Source organism: Candidatus Enterococcus avicola, from assembly GCF_047470845.1.
Classification (GTDB): Bacteria; Bacillota; Bacilli; order Lactobacillales; family Enterococcaceae; genus Enterococcus_D; species Enterococcus_D casseliflavus.
The window spans coordinates 20,929-43,162 of sequence record NZ_JBLGTY010000020.1; the positions used below are offsets into that span (position 1 = coordinate 20,929).

Annotated in this window: 18 protein-coding genes; 6 read left to right on the top strand and 12 right to left on the bottom strand. The window is 44.5% G+C overall.

Annotated elements, in window-relative coordinates:
* The first annotated feature begins 85 nt into the window (after window positions 1-85).
* Both gltB and ACI3E5_RS14160 read left to right on the top strand, forming a co-directional pair.
* Window positions 86-4,591 (top strand): glutamate synthase large subunit, encoded by a 4,506-nt coding sequence (gene gltB, locus ACI3E5_RS14155; protein ID WP_325815952.1) that lies wholly within the window; start codon window positions 86-88, stop codon window positions 4,589-4,591.
* 1 nt (window position 4,592) lies between these two features.
* Complete coding sequence (locus ACI3E5_RS14160) at window positions 4,593-6,032, top strand: glutamate synthase subunit beta (protein WP_121260856.1); 1,440 nt, start codon at window positions 4,593-4,595, stop codon at window positions 6,030-6,032.
* A gap of 83 nt (window positions 6,033-6,115) precedes the next feature.
* Here ACI3E5_RS14160 and vanS read toward each other — a convergent pair whose 3' ends face one another.
* From vanS to ACI3E5_RS14215, 11 genes are all read right to left on the bottom strand, one after another.
* Window positions 6,116-7,246, bottom strand: coding sequence for a vancomycin resistance histidine kinase VanS (vanS, locus tag ACI3E5_RS14165; RefSeq protein WP_325815951.1), 1,131 nt, complete (start codon window positions 7,244-7,246; stop codon window positions 6,116-6,118).
* The gene (vanR-C, locus tag ACI3E5_RS14170) at window positions 7,236-7,931 is read right to left on the bottom strand and encodes a vancomycin resistance response regulator transcription factor VanR-C (RefSeq protein WP_005228837.1); all 696 of its coding nucleotides are present in this window, start codon (window positions 7,929-7,931) and stop codon (window positions 7,236-7,238) included. Before vanR-C ends, vanS begins: the two co-directional genes overlap by 11 nt.
* Window positions 7,932-8,029: 98 nt before the next feature.
* Window positions 8,030-10,132, bottom strand: a complete 2,103-nt coding sequence (gene vanT / locus ACI3E5_RS14175; RefSeq protein ID WP_498821964.1) for a membrane-bound serine racemase VanT — start codon at window positions 10,130-10,132, stop codon at window positions 8,030-8,032.
* Complete coding sequence (gene vanXY, locus ACI3E5_RS14180; RefSeq protein ID WP_325815948.1) at window positions 10,129-10,701, bottom strand: D,D-carboxypeptidase/D,D-dipeptidase VanXY; 573 nt, start codon at window positions 10,699-10,701, stop codon at window positions 10,129-10,131. Before vanXY ends, vanT begins: the two co-directional genes overlap by 4 nt.
* The gene (gene vanC / locus ACI3E5_RS14185) at window positions 10,698-11,750 is read right to left on the bottom strand and encodes a D-alanine--D-serine ligase VanC (RefSeq protein ID WP_074536066.1); all 1,053 of its coding nucleotides are present in this window, start codon (window positions 11,748-11,750) and stop codon (window positions 10,698-10,700) included. Before vanC ends, vanXY begins: the two co-directional genes overlap by 4 nt.
* A gap of 339 nt (window positions 11,751-12,089) precedes the next feature.
* On the bottom strand, window positions 12,090-12,638 hold the full coding sequence (locus tag ACI3E5_RS14190) for a TIGR01440 family protein (protein ID WP_015510154.1): 549 nt from the start codon (window positions 12,636-12,638) through the stop codon (window positions 12,090-12,092).
* Window positions 12,639-12,643: 5 nt separating this feature from the next.
* Window positions 12,644-13,123 carry an ECF transporter S component gene (locus ACI3E5_RS14195; RefSeq protein WP_015510153.1) on the bottom strand — a complete coding sequence of 160 codons (480 nt, stop codon included), beginning with the start codon at window positions 13,121-13,123 and terminating at the stop codon, window positions 12,644-12,646.
* Window positions 13,120-13,908 carry a bifunctional hydroxymethylpyrimidine kinase/phosphomethylpyrimidine kinase gene (locus ACI3E5_RS14200; RefSeq protein WP_005237263.1) on the bottom strand — a complete coding sequence of 263 codons (789 nt, stop codon included), beginning with the start codon at window positions 13,906-13,908 and terminating at the stop codon, window positions 13,120-13,122. The genes ACI3E5_RS14195 and ACI3E5_RS14200 overlap by 4 nt, the downstream gene beginning before the upstream one ends.
* A gap of 103 nt (window positions 13,909-14,011) precedes the next feature.
* Window positions 14,012-15,538 carry a glucose-6-phosphate dehydrogenase gene (gene zwf / locus ACI3E5_RS14205; RefSeq protein ID WP_395997429.1) on the bottom strand — a complete coding sequence of 509 codons (1,527 nt, stop codon included), beginning with the start codon at window positions 15,536-15,538 and terminating at the stop codon, window positions 14,012-14,014.
* Between the two features lie 9 nt (window positions 15,539-15,547).
* Entirely contained in the window at window positions 15,548-16,195 is a 648-nt protein-coding gene (gene efaR / locus ACI3E5_RS14210) for a transcriptional regulator EfaR (RefSeq protein WP_015510150.1), read from the bottom strand.
* A gap of 143 nt (window positions 16,196-16,338) precedes the next feature.
* A complete protein-coding gene (locus tag ACI3E5_RS14215; RefSeq protein ID WP_015510149.1) occupies window positions 16,339-17,574 on the bottom strand; it encodes an aminopeptidase in 1,236 nt (411 codons plus the stop codon).
* Between the two features lie 231 nt (window positions 17,575-17,805).
* On the opposite strand from ACI3E5_RS14215, the gene ACI3E5_RS14220 reads away from it, so the two are divergent.
* Window positions 17,806-18,381: a TetR/AcrR family transcriptional regulator gene (locus tag ACI3E5_RS14220; RefSeq protein WP_005228861.1), complete on the top strand. Its 576-nt coding sequence runs from the start codon at window positions 17,806-17,808 to the stop codon at window positions 18,379-18,381.
* Window positions 18,382-18,436: 55 nt separating this feature from the next.
* Here the strand turns inward: ACI3E5_RS14220 and ACI3E5_RS14225 are convergent, their stop codons facing one another.
* Window positions 18,437-18,883 (bottom strand): flavodoxin, encoded by a 447-nt coding sequence (locus ACI3E5_RS14225; RefSeq protein WP_015510148.1) that lies wholly within the window; start codon window positions 18,881-18,883, stop codon window positions 18,437-18,439.
* 176 nt (window positions 18,884-19,059) lie between these two features.
* Between ACI3E5_RS14225 and map the strand changes: the two genes are divergently transcribed.
* From map to ACI3E5_RS14240, 3 genes are all read left to right on the top strand, one after another.
* Window positions 19,060-19,824 carry a type I methionyl aminopeptidase gene (gene map / locus ACI3E5_RS14230; RefSeq protein ID WP_005228863.1) on the top strand — a complete coding sequence of 255 codons (765 nt, stop codon included), beginning with the start codon at window positions 19,060-19,062 and terminating at the stop codon, window positions 19,822-19,824.
* A gap of 79 nt (window positions 19,825-19,903) precedes the next feature.
* Window positions 19,904-20,827 (top strand): YihY/virulence factor BrkB family protein, encoded by a 924-nt coding sequence (locus ACI3E5_RS14235; RefSeq protein ID WP_498821971.1) that lies wholly within the window; start codon window positions 19,904-19,906, stop codon window positions 20,825-20,827.
* A gap of 19 nt (window positions 20,828-20,846) precedes the next feature.
* Entirely contained in the window at window positions 20,847-22,067 is a 1,221-nt protein-coding gene (locus tag ACI3E5_RS14240) for a glycosyltransferase family 4 protein (RefSeq protein WP_311953028.1), read from the top strand.
* The last annotated feature ends 167 nt before the right edge of the window (window positions 22,068-22,234 follow it).

Genomic DNA, 22,234 nt, shown 5'->3' on the forward strand with positions numbered 1-22,234 from the left:
GTAAAAAAAACTTGCCAGATAGAAAATCAGGTTGTAAACTGTTAAAAATCGGAATATTCAGAAAATTGAAAGAAAGTGTGATTCCATGAGTGATTTAGAGATGATGAAAACAACGAACCAAACGATGTACGATACCGCTTTTGAAAAAGATGCTTGTGGGATGGGGTTCATTGCTCAGAAAAATGGTCATTATTCCCGAGAGCTCGTCCAAAATGCCTTAACGATGTTAGAACGGATGAATCATCGAGGGGGAACTGGCGCTGAACCTGACACGGGGGACGGAGCAGGAATCTTGATGGCGATGCCAGATCCTTTTTTTCAGCAGCGGGCAAAAGAGGCAGGAATCCCATTGCCTGAAAAAGACGCCTATGCTGTTGGGATGTTTTTTTTACCGAAAGAAAAGCTCCGAGCAGCACAGGTCCAAGAAGAAGTAACTAAAGACATTCAACAAATGGGTTTTACGGTTTTATGGCAGCGCGACGTTCCATATGATTATTATCAGTGTGGGCCGGGGGCGCAAAAAGTCATGCCATCTTTTGTGCAAGTCTTTATTGAAAAGCCTGTCGATGTAGCTGCTGGCCGTCCCTTTGAAGATCAGCTTTATCGGCTACGGCGTAAACTGGAAAAAACATATCATACCGATGAGCTGTCTATCTGCAGCTTGTCCAGTAAGACAGTTGTTTATAAAGGGATGCTGCATGCCTATCAAGTTGGCTTGTTTTTCAAAGATCTTCAAAGCCCAGAAATGACTTCGAGTATTGCTTTGACTCATTCTCGTTTTTCAACGAATACCTTTCCAAGCTGGAGTCGGGCGCAACCTTTTCGTTTCTTAGCCCATAATGGCGAAATCAACACGTTACGCGGGGCGGAAAATTGGATGCATGGACATCAGATCGAAGTCTACGATGACGAAAACTCCGATTCTGCGAAGCTGGAAAATTGTATGGAATACTTGTATCGTCAAGGTCGAGACATTCCCCAAGCACTGCTGATGATGGTGCCAGAAGCGTGGTCTAAAGAAGCTGGCTTGACGCCAGAACTGACGGCTTTTAATGAATACAATGCAAGCTTTATGGCTCCTTGGGATGGTCCAGCAGCTTTATGCTTTACCGATGGGGAGATGGTGGGAGCTGCCCTTGATCGTAATGGATTGCGACCATCTCGCTACTCGATCACGAAAGCTGGTTTTGTTGTCGTGGCCTCTGAGTCAGGAGTGGTGGATTTACCAGCGTCGGAAGTGATTGAAAAAGGGGTGCTTGGACCAGCAAATATGTTTTTGGTGGATACCCAAAAAGGGATGATCTTACGAAATCAAGAAATCAAAGCGCATTATGCGAATGCCCACCCTTACCAAGAGTGGCTAGCGGAACACCTATTGACACCAGAGCTGCTTCCTGGGACTGAGAAGCAGGAGGAAACAGCAGACGATGCGATCCAGACTCTTTGGAAACGAAATGGCTACACGGATGAGATCATACGCACGTTGATTTTACCAATGGCTCAAACGGGAGAAGAACCAGTGATCTCCATGGGGTTTGATTCACCCTTAGCTATTTTGAGCGAACGTCCCCAATCCTTGTTTACGTACTTCAAGCAACAATTCGCCCAAGTGACCAATCCACCCATTGATGCGATTCGCGAAAAATTAGTGATCGGTACCGAGCTGTTTTTAGGTCGAGATGGGGATGTTTCAAAGGACATCCGAATCAATTGTAATAAGCTGAAGATTGCTAGTCCTGTGTTAAAAACGAGTGAATATGAAAAGATCAAACAGTTAAATCAAAATGGTCAAAAAGCGGTTTTACAGTCGATTCTTTATGATTATGTACCAGAAAACGGGGTAGCTTTGCAACAAGCGTTAGAAGCGCTTTTTAAAGAAACGGAGCAAAAAATCGATGCTGGGGCAACGATCATCATTTTAAGTGATCGGGAAGTCATCCAAGCGCAAGAAGGAAAAGTGGCGATTCCGATTCTCTTGGCGGTATCAGGCCTGCACAATTATTTGGTGCGAAAAGGCAAACGTTCCTTGGCATCGATCGTTGCGGATACAGCGGAAGTCTGTGAGGTCCATCATTATGCCATGTTAGTCGGCTACGGAGCAAGTGGGGTTCATCCGTATGGGGCTTACCAGACATTGGCGCACTTTGAGCTTTCAGAGAAGATCGAAAGTTACCGCAAGGCATGTGAAAAGGGCATTGTCAAAATCATGTCACGAATGGGAATCTCAACGATCGCCGGTTACCACGGGGCACAATTGTTTGAAGCGGTTGGTATCTCTGAGAAAGTCATCGCTGAATATTTTACCGGCACGGTTACCCGTATCGGTGGTCTCTCGTTAGCGCAAATCGAGCAAGAATATCTGACGCGTTATGAGGCCGCATATGGTGAAAAACGAATGGATTATCTTGATTCTGGCGGTAGTTTCCAGTACAAAGCCGATGGGGAGCATCATTTGTTCAATCCAAAAACGATCTATGGGTTCCAAAAAGCCGTTCGCACAGGCAGTTATGAGCTTTATAAAGAATATGCGGCGGAAATGAATCAAGAGGCATTGGACAATCCAACGACGTTACGGTCTATGTGGACCTTTACGAACACAAGACGCAGTATTCCGTTAGCTGAGGTGGAGCCTGTCGAAACGATCGTCAAACGATTTAAAGTCGGGGCGATGTCCTACGGCTCACTAAGTGAAGAAGCGCATCGCTGTATTGCTGAAGGAATGAATGCGATCGGGGCAAAATCCAACAGTGGAGAAGGTGGCGAAAACCGAAATCGTTTCAAACCAGTGGAGGGCATTAATTATAATAGTCGCATCAAACAAGTAGCTTCTGGCCGTTTTGGTGTCAACGCCGAATATTTAATGAGTGCAGATGAACTCCAGATCAAAATGGCGCAAGGGGCGAAACCTGGAGAAGGCGGTCAATTACCAGGCAATAAAGTCTTCCCGTGGGTCGCCGAGATTCGAGGGTCCACGCCTGGTGTTCGATTGATTTCACCGCCACCACATCACGACATTTATTCGATTGAAGATCTAGCCCAGCTGATCTATGACTTAAAAGCCATCAATCCGTATGCACGGATCAATGTCAAATTGGTTTCTAGTACGGGCGTGGGTACGATCGCTACCGGTGTCGTCAAAGCTGGCGCAGACGTAGTCGTGATCTCAGGCTATGACGGTGGGACTGGTGCTTCTCCGAGAAATTCGATCCGTGATGCCGGCTTGCCTTGGGAGATGGGGCTTGCAGAAGCCCATCAAACGTTAGCTATGAATCATTTGCGGCAGCGAATGACCTTAGAGACAGATGGAAAATTGATGACGGGTCGGGACATCGCCATTGCTGCTCTTTTAGGAGCAGAAGAATATAGCTTTGCCTCTTTAGCGCTAGTTGCGATTGGTTGTGTCATGATGCGGGTATGCAGTATCAATACATGTCCTGTGGGAATTGCTACACAGAACCCAGCGTTGCGAAAATTTTTTGCTGGAAAACCTGAGCACATCATCAACACGATGTACTTTTTAGCAGAAGATCTACGGGAAACGATGGCTGAGTTAGGCTTTCGTACCATCGATGAGATGGTAGGACATGCGGAATTGTTGACACCACGCTTCGTTGCTAAAGGCAAAGCAAAATCATTAGACTTTTCGAAAATGATTGGGACGACGATCCCAATCGAACGCAAAGTGACCGATCCATTCCTTGAGAAACGTCAATGGCCAGAATTAGATGCTTTTGCACAAGCTGCTATCGACAACAATCAAGAAAGCGTGACGAATCATACGATCAATAATGTTCAACGCTCAGTCGGCGCGCGTTTAGGAGGCTGGATCGCGGAACGTTTTGGCAATTATGAAGTTACGCCAGGTCTGTTACAGTTTACGTATCGAGGTATTGCTGGACAAAGCTTTGGGGCTTTTGCCACCCAGGGCATCCAGTTGAAACTGATCGGTGAGGCCAACGATTATGTAGCCAAAGGGTTGAGCGGTGCCCGCTTGATCATTGTGCCACCTGAAGATGCCGCTTATGACGCAGAGCATTCACCAATTGTTGGTAATGTAGCGTGCTTCGGGGCAAATCGAGGCGAAGGCTATTTCCGAGGCATTGCTGGCGAACGCTTTTGTGTTCGTAACAGTGGAGCCAATGTCGTTGTCGAAGGTGTTGGCGATCATGGCTGTGAGTACATGACTGGCGGTGTCGTGGTGATATTAGGAAAAACCGGCCGCAACTTCGGTGCTGGAATGTCCGGTGGCGTGGCGTATGTTTACGACCCCGATCAAACCTTTGCCGATAAATGCAATCGGGAAATGGTTGATTTATATCGGATTGGCGAAAGCGGCGATGACCACCAACTAAAAGAGATGATCCAGCAGCATTTCGCCTATACAGATTCATTGAAGGCGGCTGAGATCCTAGAAGATTGGGAAAATCAGCAGCACCATTTCATCAAAGTCTATCCGACAGAATACCATCAGATGATCCAAGCGACGGAGACCTTGGCGGACCAAGGGTTTGTCGGAGATGAACTTGTGACGAAAGCCTTCGAAGCTGTCGTCGGTCCACAATTGACCATCCCAGGAAAGGAGCGTGACTAATATGGCAGATCCATTTGGTTTTTTAAAGTACCCAAGAGTAGAAAATCCTACCCGACCAGTGGCAGAACGAATCGAAGACTGGCAAGAATTACAGACGCCATTGCCTGAAAATGAGCGTCAAGAGCAAGCAGCACGCTGTATGAACTGCGGGATTCCTTTTTGTCATACCGGTTCTTTTTACGGGGGGCAACGAGCGGTTTCAGGTTGTCCCAATGACAACCTGATTCCTGAATGGAATGACTTGGTTTATCAAGGGCGTTTCCAAGCCGCTTTTGAGCGTCTTGCCAAAACCAACCCATTACCTGAAATGACTGGTCGTGTTTGTCCAGCTCCTTGTGAAAAAGGCTGTACCGAAGCACTGAATGGCTCAGGTGTCACGATCCACGACAATGAACGCTTTATTATCGATACTGCTTTTGAAAATGATTGGGTCAAAGCCTCGGGATTGCCTCAAGAAGCGACTGGGTTCAAAGTTGCCATCGTCGGCAGCGGACCAGCTGGTTTATCCGCTGCATGGCGCTTGAATCAACTAGGGCATCAAGTGACGGTCTATGAACGCAGTGATCGCTTTGGCGGTTTACTGATGTACGGTATTCCAAATATGAAATTAGATAAAGACGTCGTTCAGCGACGGATTGACTTGATGGCAGAGCTAGGCGTGACCTTTGTCGCTAATACGGAGATCGGTCGTGACTTGTCAGCAGAAGAATTGGCCGCTCAGTATGATCGGGTCATCTTGGCAACAGGAGCTAGTGTTCCTCGTGACTTGAAGATTCCAGGTCGTGAATTGACTGGGGTGCAATTTGCAGTCGATTATCTGACGGAAGCAACCAAAGATGTGTTAAAGCATGGCAAAGCGGCAACAAGTAAAAAACTTGCTGGCAAGCATGTTATCGTGATTGGTGGCGGCGACACTGGAAATGACTGTATTGGTTCAGCGATTCGGCAAGGAGCCGCTTCTGTGCGTCAATTGGAGATCACGCCCCAACTGCCATTGACACGGACCGACAGCAATCCTTGGCCAGAATACCCAATGACAGCTCGCACAGGATATGGGCAAGAAGAAGCGGCTGAAGTGCTACAAACACAAGTGACGTATCATGGAGTGTCCACAACGGCCTTTATCGGCGCCGAACGCGGCCAGTTGATCGCCATCGAAACGGTCTCAGTAGATCAACAGTTTCAGCCGATCCCTGGCACAGAGCAAGTGATCCAGGCGGATTTGGTCTTGCTGGCAATGGGCTTTGTTGGTGCAGAGACCCAACTCTTCGATGCCTTTGGTGTGCGAGAAGTGTACGATGATTACACGACGAACAATGAACGAGTGTTAGTCGCAGGAGATGCCAAACGAGGACCGAGTTTAGTCATCTGGGCGATTCGTGAAGGACGCTTAGCGGCAGAAAAAGTCGATCAAGCGTTACGATCGTTGGTGTATCAATAAGCAATCAATAAAAAACAACCTGAGCAGCTATTCCTCCTTCTGAATTAGAAGGGGAGCAGCGAAATGCTCAGGTTGTTTGCCTGTTAAGCGATTGGTTCAGATGGATGGGGCTTAGACAGCTGTTCATTTTTTTCCATTGCTGCCTTCGGTAGGCGAATCGAAAAGACGATGGTTTCATCACGGCTTTCCGCCCAAATCTTTCCACCTAATGCTTCAACGATTTCTTTAGCGATCGGCAAACCAAGACCCGTCCCACCCGTCGCTGTTGCTCGGGAAACATCCATGCGGTAGAAAGGCTCAAAAATCAAGCCGATCTTTTCAGCTGGGATCGTTTTTCCTTGATTGGTCAAACGAATCAGGATATCATCAGACTCGCTGATGGCTAATCGCAAAGGGGAGTTAGGATAGCTATAATTGATGGCATTGCGGATCAAGTTGTCAAAAACGCGTTCCATTTTCTCCGTATCAACGGTCGCAAAGACTTTTTTCTGTAGCTGAAGTTGCCAATGGAGATTTTTTTCTTCTAACAGCGGCAAAAATTCAAACGTCAACTGTTCCAGCATCAAGCTCAAATCCGTGGTTTCAGTTTGCAAGGCGATCGTTGTAAGATTAAAGCGGGTAATTTCGAAAAATTCGCTGATCAATAGTTCCAGCCGTTGGGCTTTTTGCAAGGCGATCTTCGTATAGCGTGCGCGTAGTTCGGTAGAAAGCTGCGGTTCCTCTTCTAAAAGCGTCAAATAGCCGATCACACTGGTCAAAGGCGTTCGTAAATCATGTGCGAGATAGACGATCAAATCATTTTTTCGTTGTTCCGCTTCTTTGGCGGCTCGTTGATCCTGTAAGTTTTTCTCTCGCAACTGGTTCATTTCTTCTTGCACATCAATCATATTGCTGGAAAGAACGATTCGCTTCGTGGGTTCGGCAATCAGTTGGTTTGTGGCTTGGATCGTTTCATTCAAATAACTGATAGCTTTACTCATATAATAAATCGTTGTGCTCACCCAAATCAGTAAGGCCCCGATGGCTAAGCAAAGAAGCCAATAGTCAGCAAAAAGTCGTAAAATTTGATAAATGGGTTCATAGCCATACCAGACCCTCATTCCAGCAACGAAGCGTACTGCGAAAGGAATGATGATCAAGATCGCCATCAAGATGCCCGTGGTGATAAAGTATTGGGTCAAGAGCTTGCGGATCAATGGACTTCTATTTTTCAATGATATAGCCGACCCCCCATACGGTTTTGATTAATTTCGGTTTGCGGGGTTGTTCGTTCAGTTTTTCCCGCAAACGGGCGATATGTGCCATCACTGTGTTATTGTTGTCTAAATACTTTTCTTTCCAAACTGCTTCAAAAAGGGTTTCCGAGGCAACGACCGATCCTTGGTGTTCAAATAAGTAAAGCAAGATTTTAAATTCGATGGGGGTCAAGAAAACCTCTTTGCCATAAAGAAAACATTGGTGGCTGTTGATTTTCAACAGTAAGCCTTCCTTTTCGTATTCTTCAATCTTCTGGGGATTCGCTGACTGGTTGTAACGCTGGTATCGCCGCAGCTGCGTTTTGACCCGAGCAACGACTTCTAAAGGATTGAAGGGCTTGGTCACATAATCATCTGCCCCAAGGCTTAGACCGGTGATTTTATCCAAGTCTTCCCCTTTTGCCGTGAGCATCAGTACTGGGAAAAAGTGGGTCTTACGAATTTGCTGCAACAGCTGGAAGCCGTCGATATCCGGCAGCATCACATCTAAAACCGCCACGTCGACCGTTTCTTTTTCAAGATAGGCCAAAGCGCTCGTTCCATCATAAAAAGGTTCTACTTGGAAGCCTTCATTCCTTAGAAACGTCGTGACTAACTCCGCGATTTCTTTTTCATCATCAACAACAATTATTTTTTCTGCCATCCTTGATTCACTCCAACTATCTACGATCATTTTTCATTTACACTACCATTTACTCTACACTCATCATACCGTAATCGGTAAGCGAATGCATTCGTTTTCTACTTTGAACTAGAGGTGATGCGGGAACCTAGGCGGCTGATCAATTCATTGGTAATGGTTTGTGCTTGATCAGCGGTAGTCGTCCAATCGCTGATTACTTCGAGCGAACTTTCGACCGCCAGTTCTGGATAGTCCGTTAAATCGATCAAGAGCATATCCATACAAACCAACCCAATCTGCGGGAGTAAAGCACCCTGATAAGAAAGTTGGAACCCTTGGTTTGATAGGGCACGTGGAACCCCGTCACAGTAGCCGATGCTAACGATCCCGATCGTGGCTGGTCGATCAAAAACAGTGCCTAATCCATAGCCGATCGCTTCACCAGCGGCAACTGTTTTTTTGTCTACCAGTAAGGCTTTGAGTGTCAAAATTGGCTGTACGTTTATCTTCTGCTTCGTTGGTTCGTTCGGGACGCTCAATGAACCAGTTAGAAGAATACCTGGACGTACATAATCATAGTGTTTCTCTGGGTAATTCAATATTCCGTAGCTGCTTTGCAGATGTGTTAGTCCATAGACGATATTTCTAGCGGATAAGCCAGCCAACAGATCATCAAAACAAGTGATTTGGGCTTGTGTCCGCAAGATACTTGTCGTATCCAGCTGATCTGAAGAGCCTAGATGGGAAAAAATGCCCGTAATCTTGAGAGATGGCAAGGCGTAAAGTCCAGTAACTGTCTCAAGATCAGGTGCAACGCCTAAGCGGTGCATACCAGTATCTACCGCTAAATGGCATTCGATCGGAATGCTTGTTTGGGCTAAAGCATGCCCATGGGCCTCACTAACGATGGTTTGAATCAAGGAATAATGTTTCAGCTCTTTGGCACGTTGGGCAGAAGTGTACCCTAAAATCAGTAAGCGACTTTTGATGCCAGCTCGCCGTAATTCAATGGCTTCTTCAAGGGTAGCAACGGCAAAGAAATCAACGCCGGCTCTTTCTAGGGTACTGGCGACCGTCTTCGCATCACAACCATAAGCATCCGCTTTAACCACCGCCATCACTTTTGTTGTTGCTGGGATCAATCGCTTGATTTCCTGCAGGTTGTGCAACAAAGCGGGGGCGGAAAATTCTTTGGCTGCGCGCTGCAATTTGGGCGGCGTTTTTTTCGAAAACGGGAACAGCTTTTGCAAAGCAAAGAGACCTTGCACCACCCCAATGGTCAGTCCTAAGACCACGAAGAAATTGATCAGATTGTTTTGCAGCAAGGGCAGCTTTTGACTAAGAAAATGGGTCACTGCAATGGTATAAGGATGGAGCAAATAGAGCCAAAGGGACAGTCGACCCGCTTGTTTCCAGATTATGGGTGCTTGCCATTGCTGGATGATCGGAAATAAAAACAACAGGACGAAGGGCAAAAAAACATACATGCTGTCATGTTTCGGCGTGGTAAAGTGATGCAAAAGGTAACTTTCCAAAAGCAAGCAAATCAGACTGATCAGCAGATAACTATAGCGATGGGGAGAAGCTGGTTTCTTGGAAAATCTTCTGGCTAGTACCCCTAAGATCAAAAACAAAGGAGCAAAGAAAATGCCGTTGCGAGTTCCATCCAATAGTTGAAAAATCAGTGAATAGAGTGGCGTAATGGGTGTTTGTGCAGCCAGGCCAGACCAACTGTCCCCACCTAAACCAACCACATACAAACCGACAGCAATGAAAAACACTTGCTTGAAAGAAAGCCGTGTCAAGAGGCCCATCACTAGTAGACTGCCGGTAATGATCGCAGGAAAATACCAAAGATGGTAAAGAATGCCAGTGACCAACAATGTTTGGATAAAGGTGCCCAGCGGCATGTTCAACCCAAGCATGCCGCTGTACCAAGCAAGCGGCAAAAAGAGCAGTGTGGCTATGAGGTAGACTTGCAGCTGCTTTTTAATAAACTGCCAGACACGCTGTCTGGCAGGATAGCTGTTTTGGGTGGCTAAGTCGCTGAACACGTAATATCCGCTGATCATAAAAAAGAAGGGGACGGCAATTCTGAAGAGCGTCAACGTGATCAGGATATCACCGTCAGGCCATAAGCGGTGAAGAGGCAGACAGTGGATCGCCACCACCATCATCGCCAAAATCACCCGGAATTGCTCGATTCCTTGATTCTTCTTCATGCGAACTGCCTCGCAGTTTGTTCAAGGTGTTGATGGTATTCTTCCAAGGTCCACTGTTGACTGGCGATGATTTGACTATGAGGCAGACCAACATAACGAAAATGCCACGGTTCATAGCCAATCCCTGTAATTTCCTGTTTGTCTGCGGGATAGCGTAAAATAAACCCATAGTTCATCATTTCCTGGGTAAATAAATCAGCGGCTGCGCTGTCACGAAATCGTGGGCAGATCAAATCATCCTGGCTGCCCTTTAAACCAACATCGATCGCTAAGCCTAACTGATGTTCACTGCAACCGGGCAACGCCACAAATTGTTTCGTATAGGCTAGCCCATTTTCTTTCAAGGAATATTCCCATAAATACCGTTGCTGCTTTTCGGTTCGGTAGCCATCTAATAAGCAGATCTCGTCTTCAAGCTTTAAAGCTTTGACGAGCCGTTCCCATTGTTTGGCTGCTTCTGGCTGCAAGTAAACCTCGTCTTCGCTGAAGGCAGCAAGGACTAAATGAGGGGGTTCTTGGTTTTTTTCTAACGGAAATTCTTTGCTAACTAACTGTAGATAGGGATTCATTTGACTTCCTCCTTTGCTAAGACAAGCAGTTTTTGTAGTAGTTCTTGATAGGATAAGCCGACCGCTGCCATCATGGCAGGATAGCGGGAGTGACTCGTAAAGCCCGGCATAGTATTGATTTCATTCAAGTATAGTTCTCCTTGATCCGTGACAAAAAAGTCGATGCGAGCAAGACCTTTAAGACCAAGACTACGATAGAGCAGCTGAGCTTGTTCTTTGACCTTGGTTTCAATCGTTTCAGGCAATGGCGCAGGGACGGTGATTTTGGCGCTGATCAGCTGGTACTTTTCTTCAAAATCGAAAAAGCCGTCTACTAATGAAATGGCGTCACAAGCACCGACAGTCAAAGAGTCGTTGCCCAAAATACCGCAACCGATCTCAACACCGGCAATATTTTTTTGTAGGAGCACTGCGGAACAATAAGTAAAGGCTTCTTTTAAGGCAGAAGCGATTTCTTCAACGCAGGTGACTTTAGTGATCCCTTTTGAGGAGCCCGCTTCATTAGGCTTAAAGAAAACTGGAAAGCCATGGGTCTGGATAAAAGCTTCGATTTGTTCTTGCTGGTTGGCTTGATTTGTCAAGAGAATCGTAGGAGCACTTTGTACGCCAATGGCTGCTGCAGCTTGATGCAGCAGCCATTTGTTCATACATAAGGCAGAGGCTGCCACCCCGCAACCTACATAAGGCAGCTTCATCAATTCAAACAATCCTTGGATACTGCCATCTTCCCCATATTTGCCATGCATAATGGGAAATAAAACATCAGGTACCAACGTTTGCTGCTCTTCACTTAGCCAAAAGCCGTTTCCTTCAAATAGCGGCTGTATTTTCTGTTTATGTTTCGTATCCAACAACCACGTGTCTTGTCGGATGTTTTCCAGTTCTCCTGTATACAAGTACCAATCCATAGCATCTGGGGCGATCCCGATCAAAGAGAGGTCGTAGTCATAGGGAGATGATTGGAGTGCTTCGATTGCGCTAGTTGCTGAAGCTAAAGAAACGGTGTATTCCGGTGAATTGCCTCCAAAAATAATGGCGATTTTTTTCATGTTTTTCTTCCTTCCGCTTTTCGATTCTTACTACATTTAGTCTATCAAGGAAAGAAAAAAGAAATTTGCGGGCTTACTGGTATCTTTCTTTTCTTTTTGTGATGAAATTCTGACGAATTTATGACAAAAGGAAAGCGACAGCTGCCGCTCCTTTTACACCAGAAAGAAACTTGCCTTTGAAGTAGAAAAAGCTGCCATAAGATGGAGTGGAAAAAATAGTGAAAAAAAAGCACTCTGAAGGAAAGGGGGAGGCAATAGCAGGAACGGTGACACAAAAAAAGCACGCAAAAGCATGCTTTTTCTTTTTGATGAGGGCTTTTCGATTATTATACGATTCGCTTATTGTGCGTAATGCGCACGAGGACCACCAATATATTTGGGCCGTGATCCCAGAGCTGTGACATGGGCAGCGCCGAGTGACTTGATAGAGGGACGGATCGGGATTTGAACATGTTTGACATGCATGCCGATTGCTGTGTCGCCAATATCGATGCCAGCTTTTGCTACTATGTGCTCCACTTCAATAGGCTCATCGAACAGCTGGAAAGCGGCAACTGAGCAAGCACCGCCTGCATGCAACTGGGGCACTACTGCGACTTCTTCTAATTGATATAGTCGAGCCGTTTCACGCTCAACAGCTAAAGCCCGATTGAGATGTTCACAGCCTTGAACGGCTAAATGAATATTTTTGGGACGCAAGATCGCTCGTAGTGTTTCAACGATAACCATGCCTACTTCTTGACTGGAATTTTTGCCAATCAAGCCGCCCACGACTTCACTTGTTGAACAACCAAGGACAAAAAGATCATTTTCACCAACATTCGCTGTCGTAATGACTTCTTCAACGATCGTAGTTAAATCCGTTTTTAATTGATTGATATCTGTCATAAGAATCACCTTTCATTTAAAGAAAACTTTTTCGTGCGGCGCAAGGCATGCGTCAGGGGTAAAGCAACGATGCTGCCAAAGACCGTTTGGATCAAATTACTTGGGATCGAGGCGATCCCAGCGCCTAAACCGAATAGCAAAACCGTTGCTGCTGCATAGCCGGCGATCATGATTAAACTGCCGACAATGACGGCTGCTAGTGGCCGATGGCTCATTCTACCTACGATCCAGCCTTGCACACCATGGATCACGATGGAAAAGAAGGCCCATTCAGGGTAACCTGATAGAAAATCAATGATGCCGCCGCTCATTCCACCGACGAAGGCACCCGCGCTAGGTCCGAACAAAAGGGCCGAGATATAGATCCCTGCTTCACATAAGGTCACAAAGCCCTTCGTTTGAGGAACAGGAATGATAAAGGTCAAAGAAAGTGCACACGTGAGTGCCGTCAGCATAGCGATCGTCGTTAGGTTTCTTACTTTCATAGGTGTTCCTCCTTTTTAAAATAGGCGAGCTGATTGACGTTGCCAGAGGTACCTAAAGGCAAACCGTCTTCAATCCCTGCCCAAACAAATGCTTTTGCGGTTTGGATAGCTGCTTCCAACGAAGTGCCTTTAGCAAGCATTGCGGCAATCGCTGATGAGAGGGTACAGCCAGCACCGTTGGTTGTGGTTCGCGTACTTTTTTCTGCCTCAAAAACGGTAAATTGTCCTTCTTGATACAAAACATCATAGGCTGTTTCCCCAGTTAGTCGACTGCCACCTTTGATCAGAACATTTGGGGCACCAAGCGCATGGATTTTTTTTGCCGCCGTTTTCATCTCTGCTAAAGAGGTAATGCTTTGTCCAGATAAGTGTTGTGCTTCGAGCAGATTAGGTGTCACTAATGCTGTGTAAGGAAACAATGAGATCAATCCTGCTTGATAGGAGTGGTTAAAGGCAGTATCTCCTTCTTTGAAGGCGAGAACGGGATCGAGCACGATCGGTCCGGTAAATGTTTGTAAAAAATCTCGCAGCAATTCAATGATGGCCGTTTGATGAAGCAGCCCGATTTTGATTGCATCTAGGGATACGACCGAGCGCAGTGAATCCAGCTGTGCTTGGATCACAGGCTCAGGGAGATCATGGAACATAAGATCATCCTTGATGGCGACCACACATGTTAATAGGGCATGGCCAAACACCCCGAATTCCTCAAATGTTTTCAAATCAGCCGTCATGCCGCCACCTGCCAAACTGTCGAGACCGGCGATCGATAAGACTTGTTTCATGTCTGCTGCTCCTTTCATTTCTCATTTCTTTCTATTATAAACAGTCGGTAAAAAAGAAAAACGGCCAATTGGATGTTTTTTCCTCATCCAATTGACCATTTGCTTATTTCTCATTTAGTAAATCTCGCTCACGATACCATTCATCGGGACGCCAGATCCATTCAAAGCCATCGGCAGCTAAGAGATCATAGGCTGCTTGGGGGCCCATCGTTCCTGCGGCATAGTTTGGAAAATCAGGTGTTTCTTGGTCCCAAGCGTGACGGATCACATCAACGATGCGCCAAGATTGGGCAACTTCATCCCAGTGGGTAAAGTTAGTGCCATCACCGTTCAAGGCATCTAGAATCAGTTTTTCGTAAGCTTCAGGGGTGTTTTCGACGATTTCAGTACTATTTCGGTAATCGAGCTTCACTGGCAATGTCTCAAACCCTTGGCCAATTTCTTTTCCGTTCAAGGAAAGAGAGAAGCCTTCCGTCGGTTGAATGTAAATCGTCAGCACATTCGGTGCCAAACTCTCGATTTGCTTTTGTTCATTTAGGTCTTGCTTAAAGACATTGACTGGGACTTGTTTAAAGACAATGTTGATGCGAGTGCCTTTTTCCGTCAACCGTTTCCCAGTGCGCACATAAAATGGTACGCCGGACCAGCGGAAGTTATCGATCAAAAATTTCCCAGCAACGAAGGTTTCCGTTGCCGATTCTTCATCCACATTGGCTTCTTCACGGTAGCCAACAAATTTCTTTTCTTCTAATTGTCCCTTATCGTATTGACCACGTACGAAGTGTTGTTTCACTTCTTCTTCGGAGTAGATACGGATCGCATTTAAGGCTTTGATTTTTTCTGTCCGTAATTCTTTTTCAGAAAAAGCCACTGGCGGTTCCATGGCTAATAAGGAAAGAATCTGCAGAATATGATTTTGGACCATATCCTTCAAGGCACCGCTCTTATCATAATAGCCGCCGCGTTCTTCTACGCCTAAGTTTTCTGCGATATTGATCTGAACATTGTCAATGTAACGATTGTTCCACATTGACTCAAAAATGTTATTGGCAAAACGAATCGCAGAAATATTTTGGATCATTTCTTTTCCTAAATAGTGATCGATTCGGTAGATTTCTTGTTCCGTAAAGACTTGATTGATCTCTTCATTCAATTCTTTTGCTGAATTATAGTCGCTTCCAAACGGTTTCTCGATGATCACCCGATGGTAGCCGTCAGTATCCAGCATTCCTTGGGATTTTAAGTGAGAAACGATCGTCCCAAAGAAATTAGGGGACATTGCTAAGTAAAAAATCTGATTGCCTTCTAAATGGTATTTCTGATCTAAGGTTTCCGCCAAATCCTTTAATGAATCATAATGGCTCGTATCTGTTACATCATGTGATTGGTAGTAGAAATGAGAAGCGAATGTCTCTGCTTGTTCTTGTGAGTCACTCAACTCTTTGATTGTACCTATCACCACTTCACGATAGTGTTCATCCGACCAAGGACGGCGTGCAGTACCAATGACTGCAAAATCTTCTTTCAAATCGCCTTTTTTGTACAACCGAAACAAAGAAGGATATAGTTTGCGTTGGGCAAGGTCGCCCGTACCGCCAAAAATCGTAAAAAGGACCTTTTTTTCCATCATCTTCACTCCTTACAGTTTATCGACAAAAATCGTGCTGGCGGCTTTGTAGCTGACAGCAATTTCTTTTGTGTCATTTTTGATCGTAATCGGACCCTCGTATGCTGCCGCATCGATGATCTCGTATTCTTCATGAATATTCAATTTGATCGAAACGAGATAATCCAGCAGTTCTCGTTCGTCAAGGACACGGGCGATACGAATCTTGGTTCCTACCGGATAAGAACTCATGGTGTTTTTTTCGCCTTCGTGAATGAGTTCTCCTTGTTCAGGAATCATTCCCCCATGTGGGCAATACCGAGGATGATCAAGGTAGGCTTCTAAGCGGCTCGCCAACGTTTCTGAGGTGACATGTTCTAAAACTTCTGCGTCATCATGAACTTCATTCCATGAATAATGCAGGTGCTCCACAAGAAAGACTTCCCATAAACGATGCTTACGAATGAGGGCACTTGCAGAAGCTAAACCAGTTTCAGTCAACTGTACCCCTTGATAAGGTGAATGTTCCACTAAGCCTTCTTTTAATAATTTTGAAATCATTTCACTTACTGAAGCTGCTGAGACGTCCAGACCTGACACGATTTGTTTGTTATTGATCTTCTTTTGGTCACCACCAAGCTCTAAGATGAGCTTTAAATAATCTTCACGATTTGGTGTCATCGGATCCATCCTCTCTTATCAAAGACTATCAAAGTAGATTTTATCAAAAAAGCCAGCTGATTACTATGAAAAAAGCCGCCGGTTCTCAATATTCTATGTAAAAAGAAGACCGAGGGGAGCTACTCCACCTCAGCCTTTTTTTATTAAGCCCAATCACCATTGCGGAAGACAGGAACTGTGGTGCCATCTTCTTTGATGCCATCGATGGACATTTGGTCAGAGCCGACCATGAAGTCTACGTGGGTTTGGCTGCGGTTTAAACCAGCCGCTGCCAGTTCTTCTTCACTCATCTCAGTGCCGCCTTGTAAGCTGAAGGCATAAGCAGAGCCTAAAGCCAAGTGGTTTGAGGCATTTTCATCAAACAACGTATTGAAGAAGATGATGCCAGATTGTGAGATAGGGGAAGGGTCAGGGACTAAAGCGACTTCACCTAAAGATTTCGCTCCTTCATCGATCGCTAGCAATTTGCCTAACACTTCTTCGCCTTGTTCTGCAGAAAAGTCCACGACTTTACCGTCTTTGAAGGTGAATTTCATGCCAGAAATAATCGTTCCTGCGTAGCTCAATGGTTTCGTACTTGAAATATAGCCATCGATGCGACGATTATCTGGGGCAGTAAAGACTTCTTCTGTCGGCATGTTCGCCATGAATTTTTCATTGCGGGTGTTGTAGCTGCCAGCACCTTCCCACAAGTGATTTTTTGGTAGGCCGATGATCAAATCGGTACCCGGTGCTGTATAGTGTAATGCGCTGAATTGTTCTTTGTTCAATTCTTCTGCCTTGACTTGCAGTGTTTCATCATGTTTTTTCCAAGCAGCAACAGGATCTTCTTCGTAGATACGCGTCGTTTTGAAAATTTGATCCCATAGCTTGTCTTGTGCTTCTTCTGGGGAAGCATCAGGGAACACTTTTTGTGCCCAATCTTGACCTGCAGCAGCAACAACGGTCCAGCTGACTTTGTTGGCTTGTGTTGCTTGACGCAGTTTCATCATCGCCTTACCAGAAGCTGCTTGGAAAGCGGCGACCCGATCTGAGTCAACGCCCGCTAACGCATCGGGATTGGCAGAAACGACACTGATGCGGCTCGCACCTTTTTCGACCCAATCTTCTGTTTGATCAATTTTGTGTTGAGGGATCGTAGACAAACGATCCTCAGCTGCATGCGCAAGAAATTCTTTTTGAACCACATCGTCGGTCCATTGAACGATTACTTCATCAGCGCCTAGCTCATACGCTTTTTTTGTCAATAGTCGAGCTAACGGTGCTTGGTCCACGGCGATTTGGATGACGATGGTGTGCCCTTTTTGGACATTCACACCAACTTCTGTGATCAGTTGGGCATATTTTTCAAGGTTCTGATTAAAGTTTGGTAAAACCATTAAAATTCCTCCATTTATTCTAAAATTATAACTGTCTTCATGATAGCACTAAGTATTTTTGAAAACAAACGAAAAAGAGAGCAAAAAAACAGAGGTCTTCAAATTGAAAAACTAGAAACACTAGGGGCAATAATTTTAAAAGTTTTTTTGCAAACTTAAAAAAACATGATACAATAAGTAAAAGGTATTTCTGAAAGCGATGTATAGCAGAATTAAGGAGATTAAAAAATTATGGCAAGAAAGAAAACTATTACTAGAGACCAGATTTTAAAAGCTGCCTATGAAGTTGTCGCAACCGAAGGATTTACACGTTTTACCGCACGCAATATCGCAGCGAAGATGAAATGTTCAACGCAACCGATCTACTTAGAATTTAAAAATATGGATGACTTAAAAAATGCATTGATCAATCAGATTTACGACTACTTAGCGACAGAAGTTTTTCCAGTTGAAAGACGGGGAGATGTCATCGTTGACTTAACGTTAAATTATATTGGCTTTGCAAATAAAGAAAAACGATTATACCGAGCGCTATACTTAGAAGAGCATGGTGGTGGGGATTCCATGCAGCAGTTTTCATTTGACCTTTTTGTGAAATCAGTAAAAAAAGAACCAAAGTATCAAGATCTATCGGACGTGAAATTACAGTCCTTGCATACTGGTGTCTGGATCGTCGCTACTGGCTTAGCGGCATTGATGTCTTCGGGGATCATTCATCCCACAGAAGATCAGATTGCTAAGCTGATGACGGAAACCACCGATAATATTTTAGCAAGAGAAACACCCATCGATATCAGTTATCATTAAGCAAACAAGAAAACCTCCGACAGAAACAAGTGATTTTGTCAGAGGTTTTCTTGTTTTATTCTGCAAATGCTTCCGCTAGCTTTTTGGCAAAGGCTTCTAAGTTTTGAATATCGTCTTCTTCCGCAGCCAAGTCGACCTTGACGCTATCTGCCCCTTTTGTTGCACCTGTCTTACTAAAGACGGCTTCAAAGTCATCGACGGACTTACAAAAGTCATCATAAAACGTATCGCCAGAGCCGCAGACCCCAAAGATTTTGCCACTTAAATCAAGTTCTTGCAAATCTTCGTAAAAATCGACGATCTCATCAGGCAATTCACCGTCACCGTATGTATAGGTTGCGACGATACAGATATCGGCGTCTTCAAACTCATCGGCATCCACTTGGGTACACTCATTCATTTCAACTTCCATGTCAAGATTTTCAAGGGCTTCAGAAACGATATCTGCAATTTCTTCCGTATTCCCCGTCATACTCGCATAGACGATTTTTGCTAAAGCCATGGGCTTTTTCCTCCAATCTCATTCCTATTCTCAAGGAAAACTCTCTTACAGATTATAGCAAATGCACGAAAGATTGAAAACAAAACTTGAAAAACTCTTTACAATGTCTGTGAATTTTGTAAAATAAGGGATTTCTATGGTAAAATAAGAGGAATTTAATTAAGGGAGACGAGAACATGATTACATTAAAATCTGCCAGAGAAATAGACCGCATGGCCGAATCCGGCGCGCTGTTAGCAGATGTCCACAAACAATTACGCAGCTTCATCAAACCTGGTATCACCAGTTGGGATATCGAAGTGTTTGTCAGAGATTATATTGAAAGCCATGGCGGAATTGCCGCCCAAATTGGTTTTGAAGATTACAAATATGCCACTTGCTGCAGTATCAACGATGAGATTTGTCACGGGTTCCCCCGAAAAAAACCATTGAAAGATGGCGATCTGATCAAAGTTGATATGTGTATTGATTTAAAAGGCGCCATTTCTGATTCTTGCTGGAGTTATGTGGTAGGAAACTCGACGCCTGAGATCGATCGTTTAATGGAAGTAACCAAAAAAGCGTTGTATCTAGGAATCGAACAAGCCCAAGTTGGCAACCGAATCGGTGACATCGGTCATGCCATTCAAACCTATGCGGAAAAAGAAGGCTACGGTGTCGTGCGCGATTTCGTAGGACACGGCATTGGCCCAACGATCCATGAAAGTCCGATGATTCCTCACTACGGAGAAGCCGGCAAAGGCTTACGTTTAAAAGAAGGAATGGTTATTACCATCGAACCTATGATCAATACAGGGACGTGGAAAATGAAAATGGATCCTAACGGCTGGACCGCCTATACTCTAGATGGTGGCTTAAGTTGCCAATACGAGCATAGTTTGGCGATCACCAAAGAAGGGCCACGCATTTTGACTTCTCAAGGAGAAGAAGGAACCTACTAAATTTTGGCGGTAGGAGACTTCTGATTGTTACGTATGACAAAGAAAAAAAGGCAGATGATTCGCTGGCGGAGGAAGAAACATGAAAATCGTTGATAAAGTAAAAAGCAATCAAAAGCTGATGCGTTTCATTGAAACAACGCAAAATAGAATAACCGATTCAGAGATGGGGACCACATCGGTCGTCGTCGCCTACTATTTATTGCTTTCACTTTTCCCGTTAATGATTGCGCTGGGAAATCTGTTGCCTTATTTATCGATTGATCCGAACACGGTTTTATCTTATGTACAAGAATTGATCCCTAGTCAAATCTATGACTTTATCGGACCAGCGATCGAAAACCTCCTCACCACAAGCTCTGGCGAGTTGTTATCGATCTCCGCCTTGGCTGCGTTGTGGTCTGCGAGTCAAAGTATCAATGCTTTGCAAATTGCGATGAACAAAGCCTTCGGTGTGGACCAACGTTCCAATTTTATCGTGGTGCGCGCAGTATCATTTGTGATCATCCTGCTTTTTATGATTGCGATCGTTGGTGTTACGATGGTATTTGGGCTTGGAAAAATCATTCTTGATTTTTTGCAGCCGATTTTTAAGTTTCAAGACAATCTGATCGATACGTTCCAAACAGTCAAATGGCCAGTCACGATCGTTGCTTTGCTGTTTATCATGATGCTGATCTATTGGTTAGTGCCGAATGCAAAGGTCAAGTTGCGTTCGACTTTGCCAGGGGCGATCTTTGCAACGATTGGCTGGATGTTGCTGTCACAAGTGTTTGGCTTATACGCCCGTTACTTTGCTGCGAAAATCATTGGCTATCAAATTATTGGAAGTTTTATTGTTTTAATGATCTGGTTGAATCTTGCTGCGACGATTATTATCTTGGGTGGAATCATCAACGCAGTGGTAGAAGAGTATGTGTCGGGACAAGAGATCAAAGAACGAACAGATCCTGTTCAGCGGATTTCTTCGAAAATCGAAGATACATTTACCAATAAAGAGAAATAACGGAAAGCGAGAATAAACGATGGATTTTGCATTCAAATTTGTAATGCGCTTATTTATAACAATGATCGTGTCTTTATTATTGACACCAGTCATCAAATTGATATCTTGCAAGATTGGTGCAGTTGATCGTCCAGGAGAGCGTCGGATCAATACGAAGACCATGCCTTCAGCTGGGGGATTAAGTATTTTTTTAGCCTTTTCCTTTGCGCTGCTTTGGGAATTTCGAACAATGATTCCTTTCAACTTCGTTTGGCCGATTCTTTTAGGTGCAACAATAGTGGTGATTACAGGATTGTTGGATGATATATTTGAACTGTCGCCAATGCAAAAATTAATAGGTCTGACATTCGCAGCGCTGGAAATTTATTTCGTTGCTGGAATAAAAATCAGCACAGTCACGATTCCTTATTTTGGCTTTATTGATCTGGGATGGTTTGCCTTGCCTATGACTTTGATTTGGATACTGGCAATTACCAATGCGGTGAACTTAATCGATGGTCTCGATGGGTTGGCGAGCGGCGTCTCTATTATCAGTTTGACGACGATAGGGATTATCAGCTATTTCTTTCTGCCGAATTTTGTGGAAGTACCAATGGTCATTTTTACTTTGATCGCAGCAATCATCGGTTTCTTTCCATATAATTTTTATCCCGCAACCATTTTTCTAGGAGATACGGGAGCATTGTTTTTAGGATTTATGATCTCTGTGCTCTCACTACAAGGATTGAAAAACGCAACTTTTATTTCTGTTCTGACGCCCATGTTTATTCTCGGTGTACCGATCACGGATACCGTTTATGCGATGATCCGAAGAAAGTTTAATAAACAGAAGATTTCCTCTGCCGACAAAATGCACTTGCATCATCGATTGTTGTCGTTAGGGTTTTCTCATCGCGGCACAGTGTTAACGATCTATGCCTTAGCATTAGTCTTTTCTTTTATTGCTTTACTAATGAATTACGCGAGCAATACAGCGATTGTTTTATTAATCATTAGCACAGGATTTGGAATTGAGCTGTTTATTGAGCTGATTGGATTAGTCGGTGAAAATCGTCAACCACTCATGTGTGCGTTAAAATTTCTGGGAAATCGGCGATTCAGACAAAGTGTACTAACTGAACGTGCTGAAAGAAGAAATGCTGATCAAGAAAAAGAAAACAAAGATTTGGCTGCTAATGTTTCTCGGACTAAAGAAAAGCGGCGAAAGAGAAAACATTACCAAGCAAAACACAAAAAATAAACGATGACAGTTGCGGCAAAAGAACCCAACGGATGAAATGGATATTGATAGAAACCAAACGGTAAAAAATCAGGCCGGGAATCCTGATTTTTGCCGAGCAGCTGCGTATCAATGATTCATAAAAATCAGTGGGGTGCTCTTGCCGCTTTTTTGAAGTGGCAGAAGCA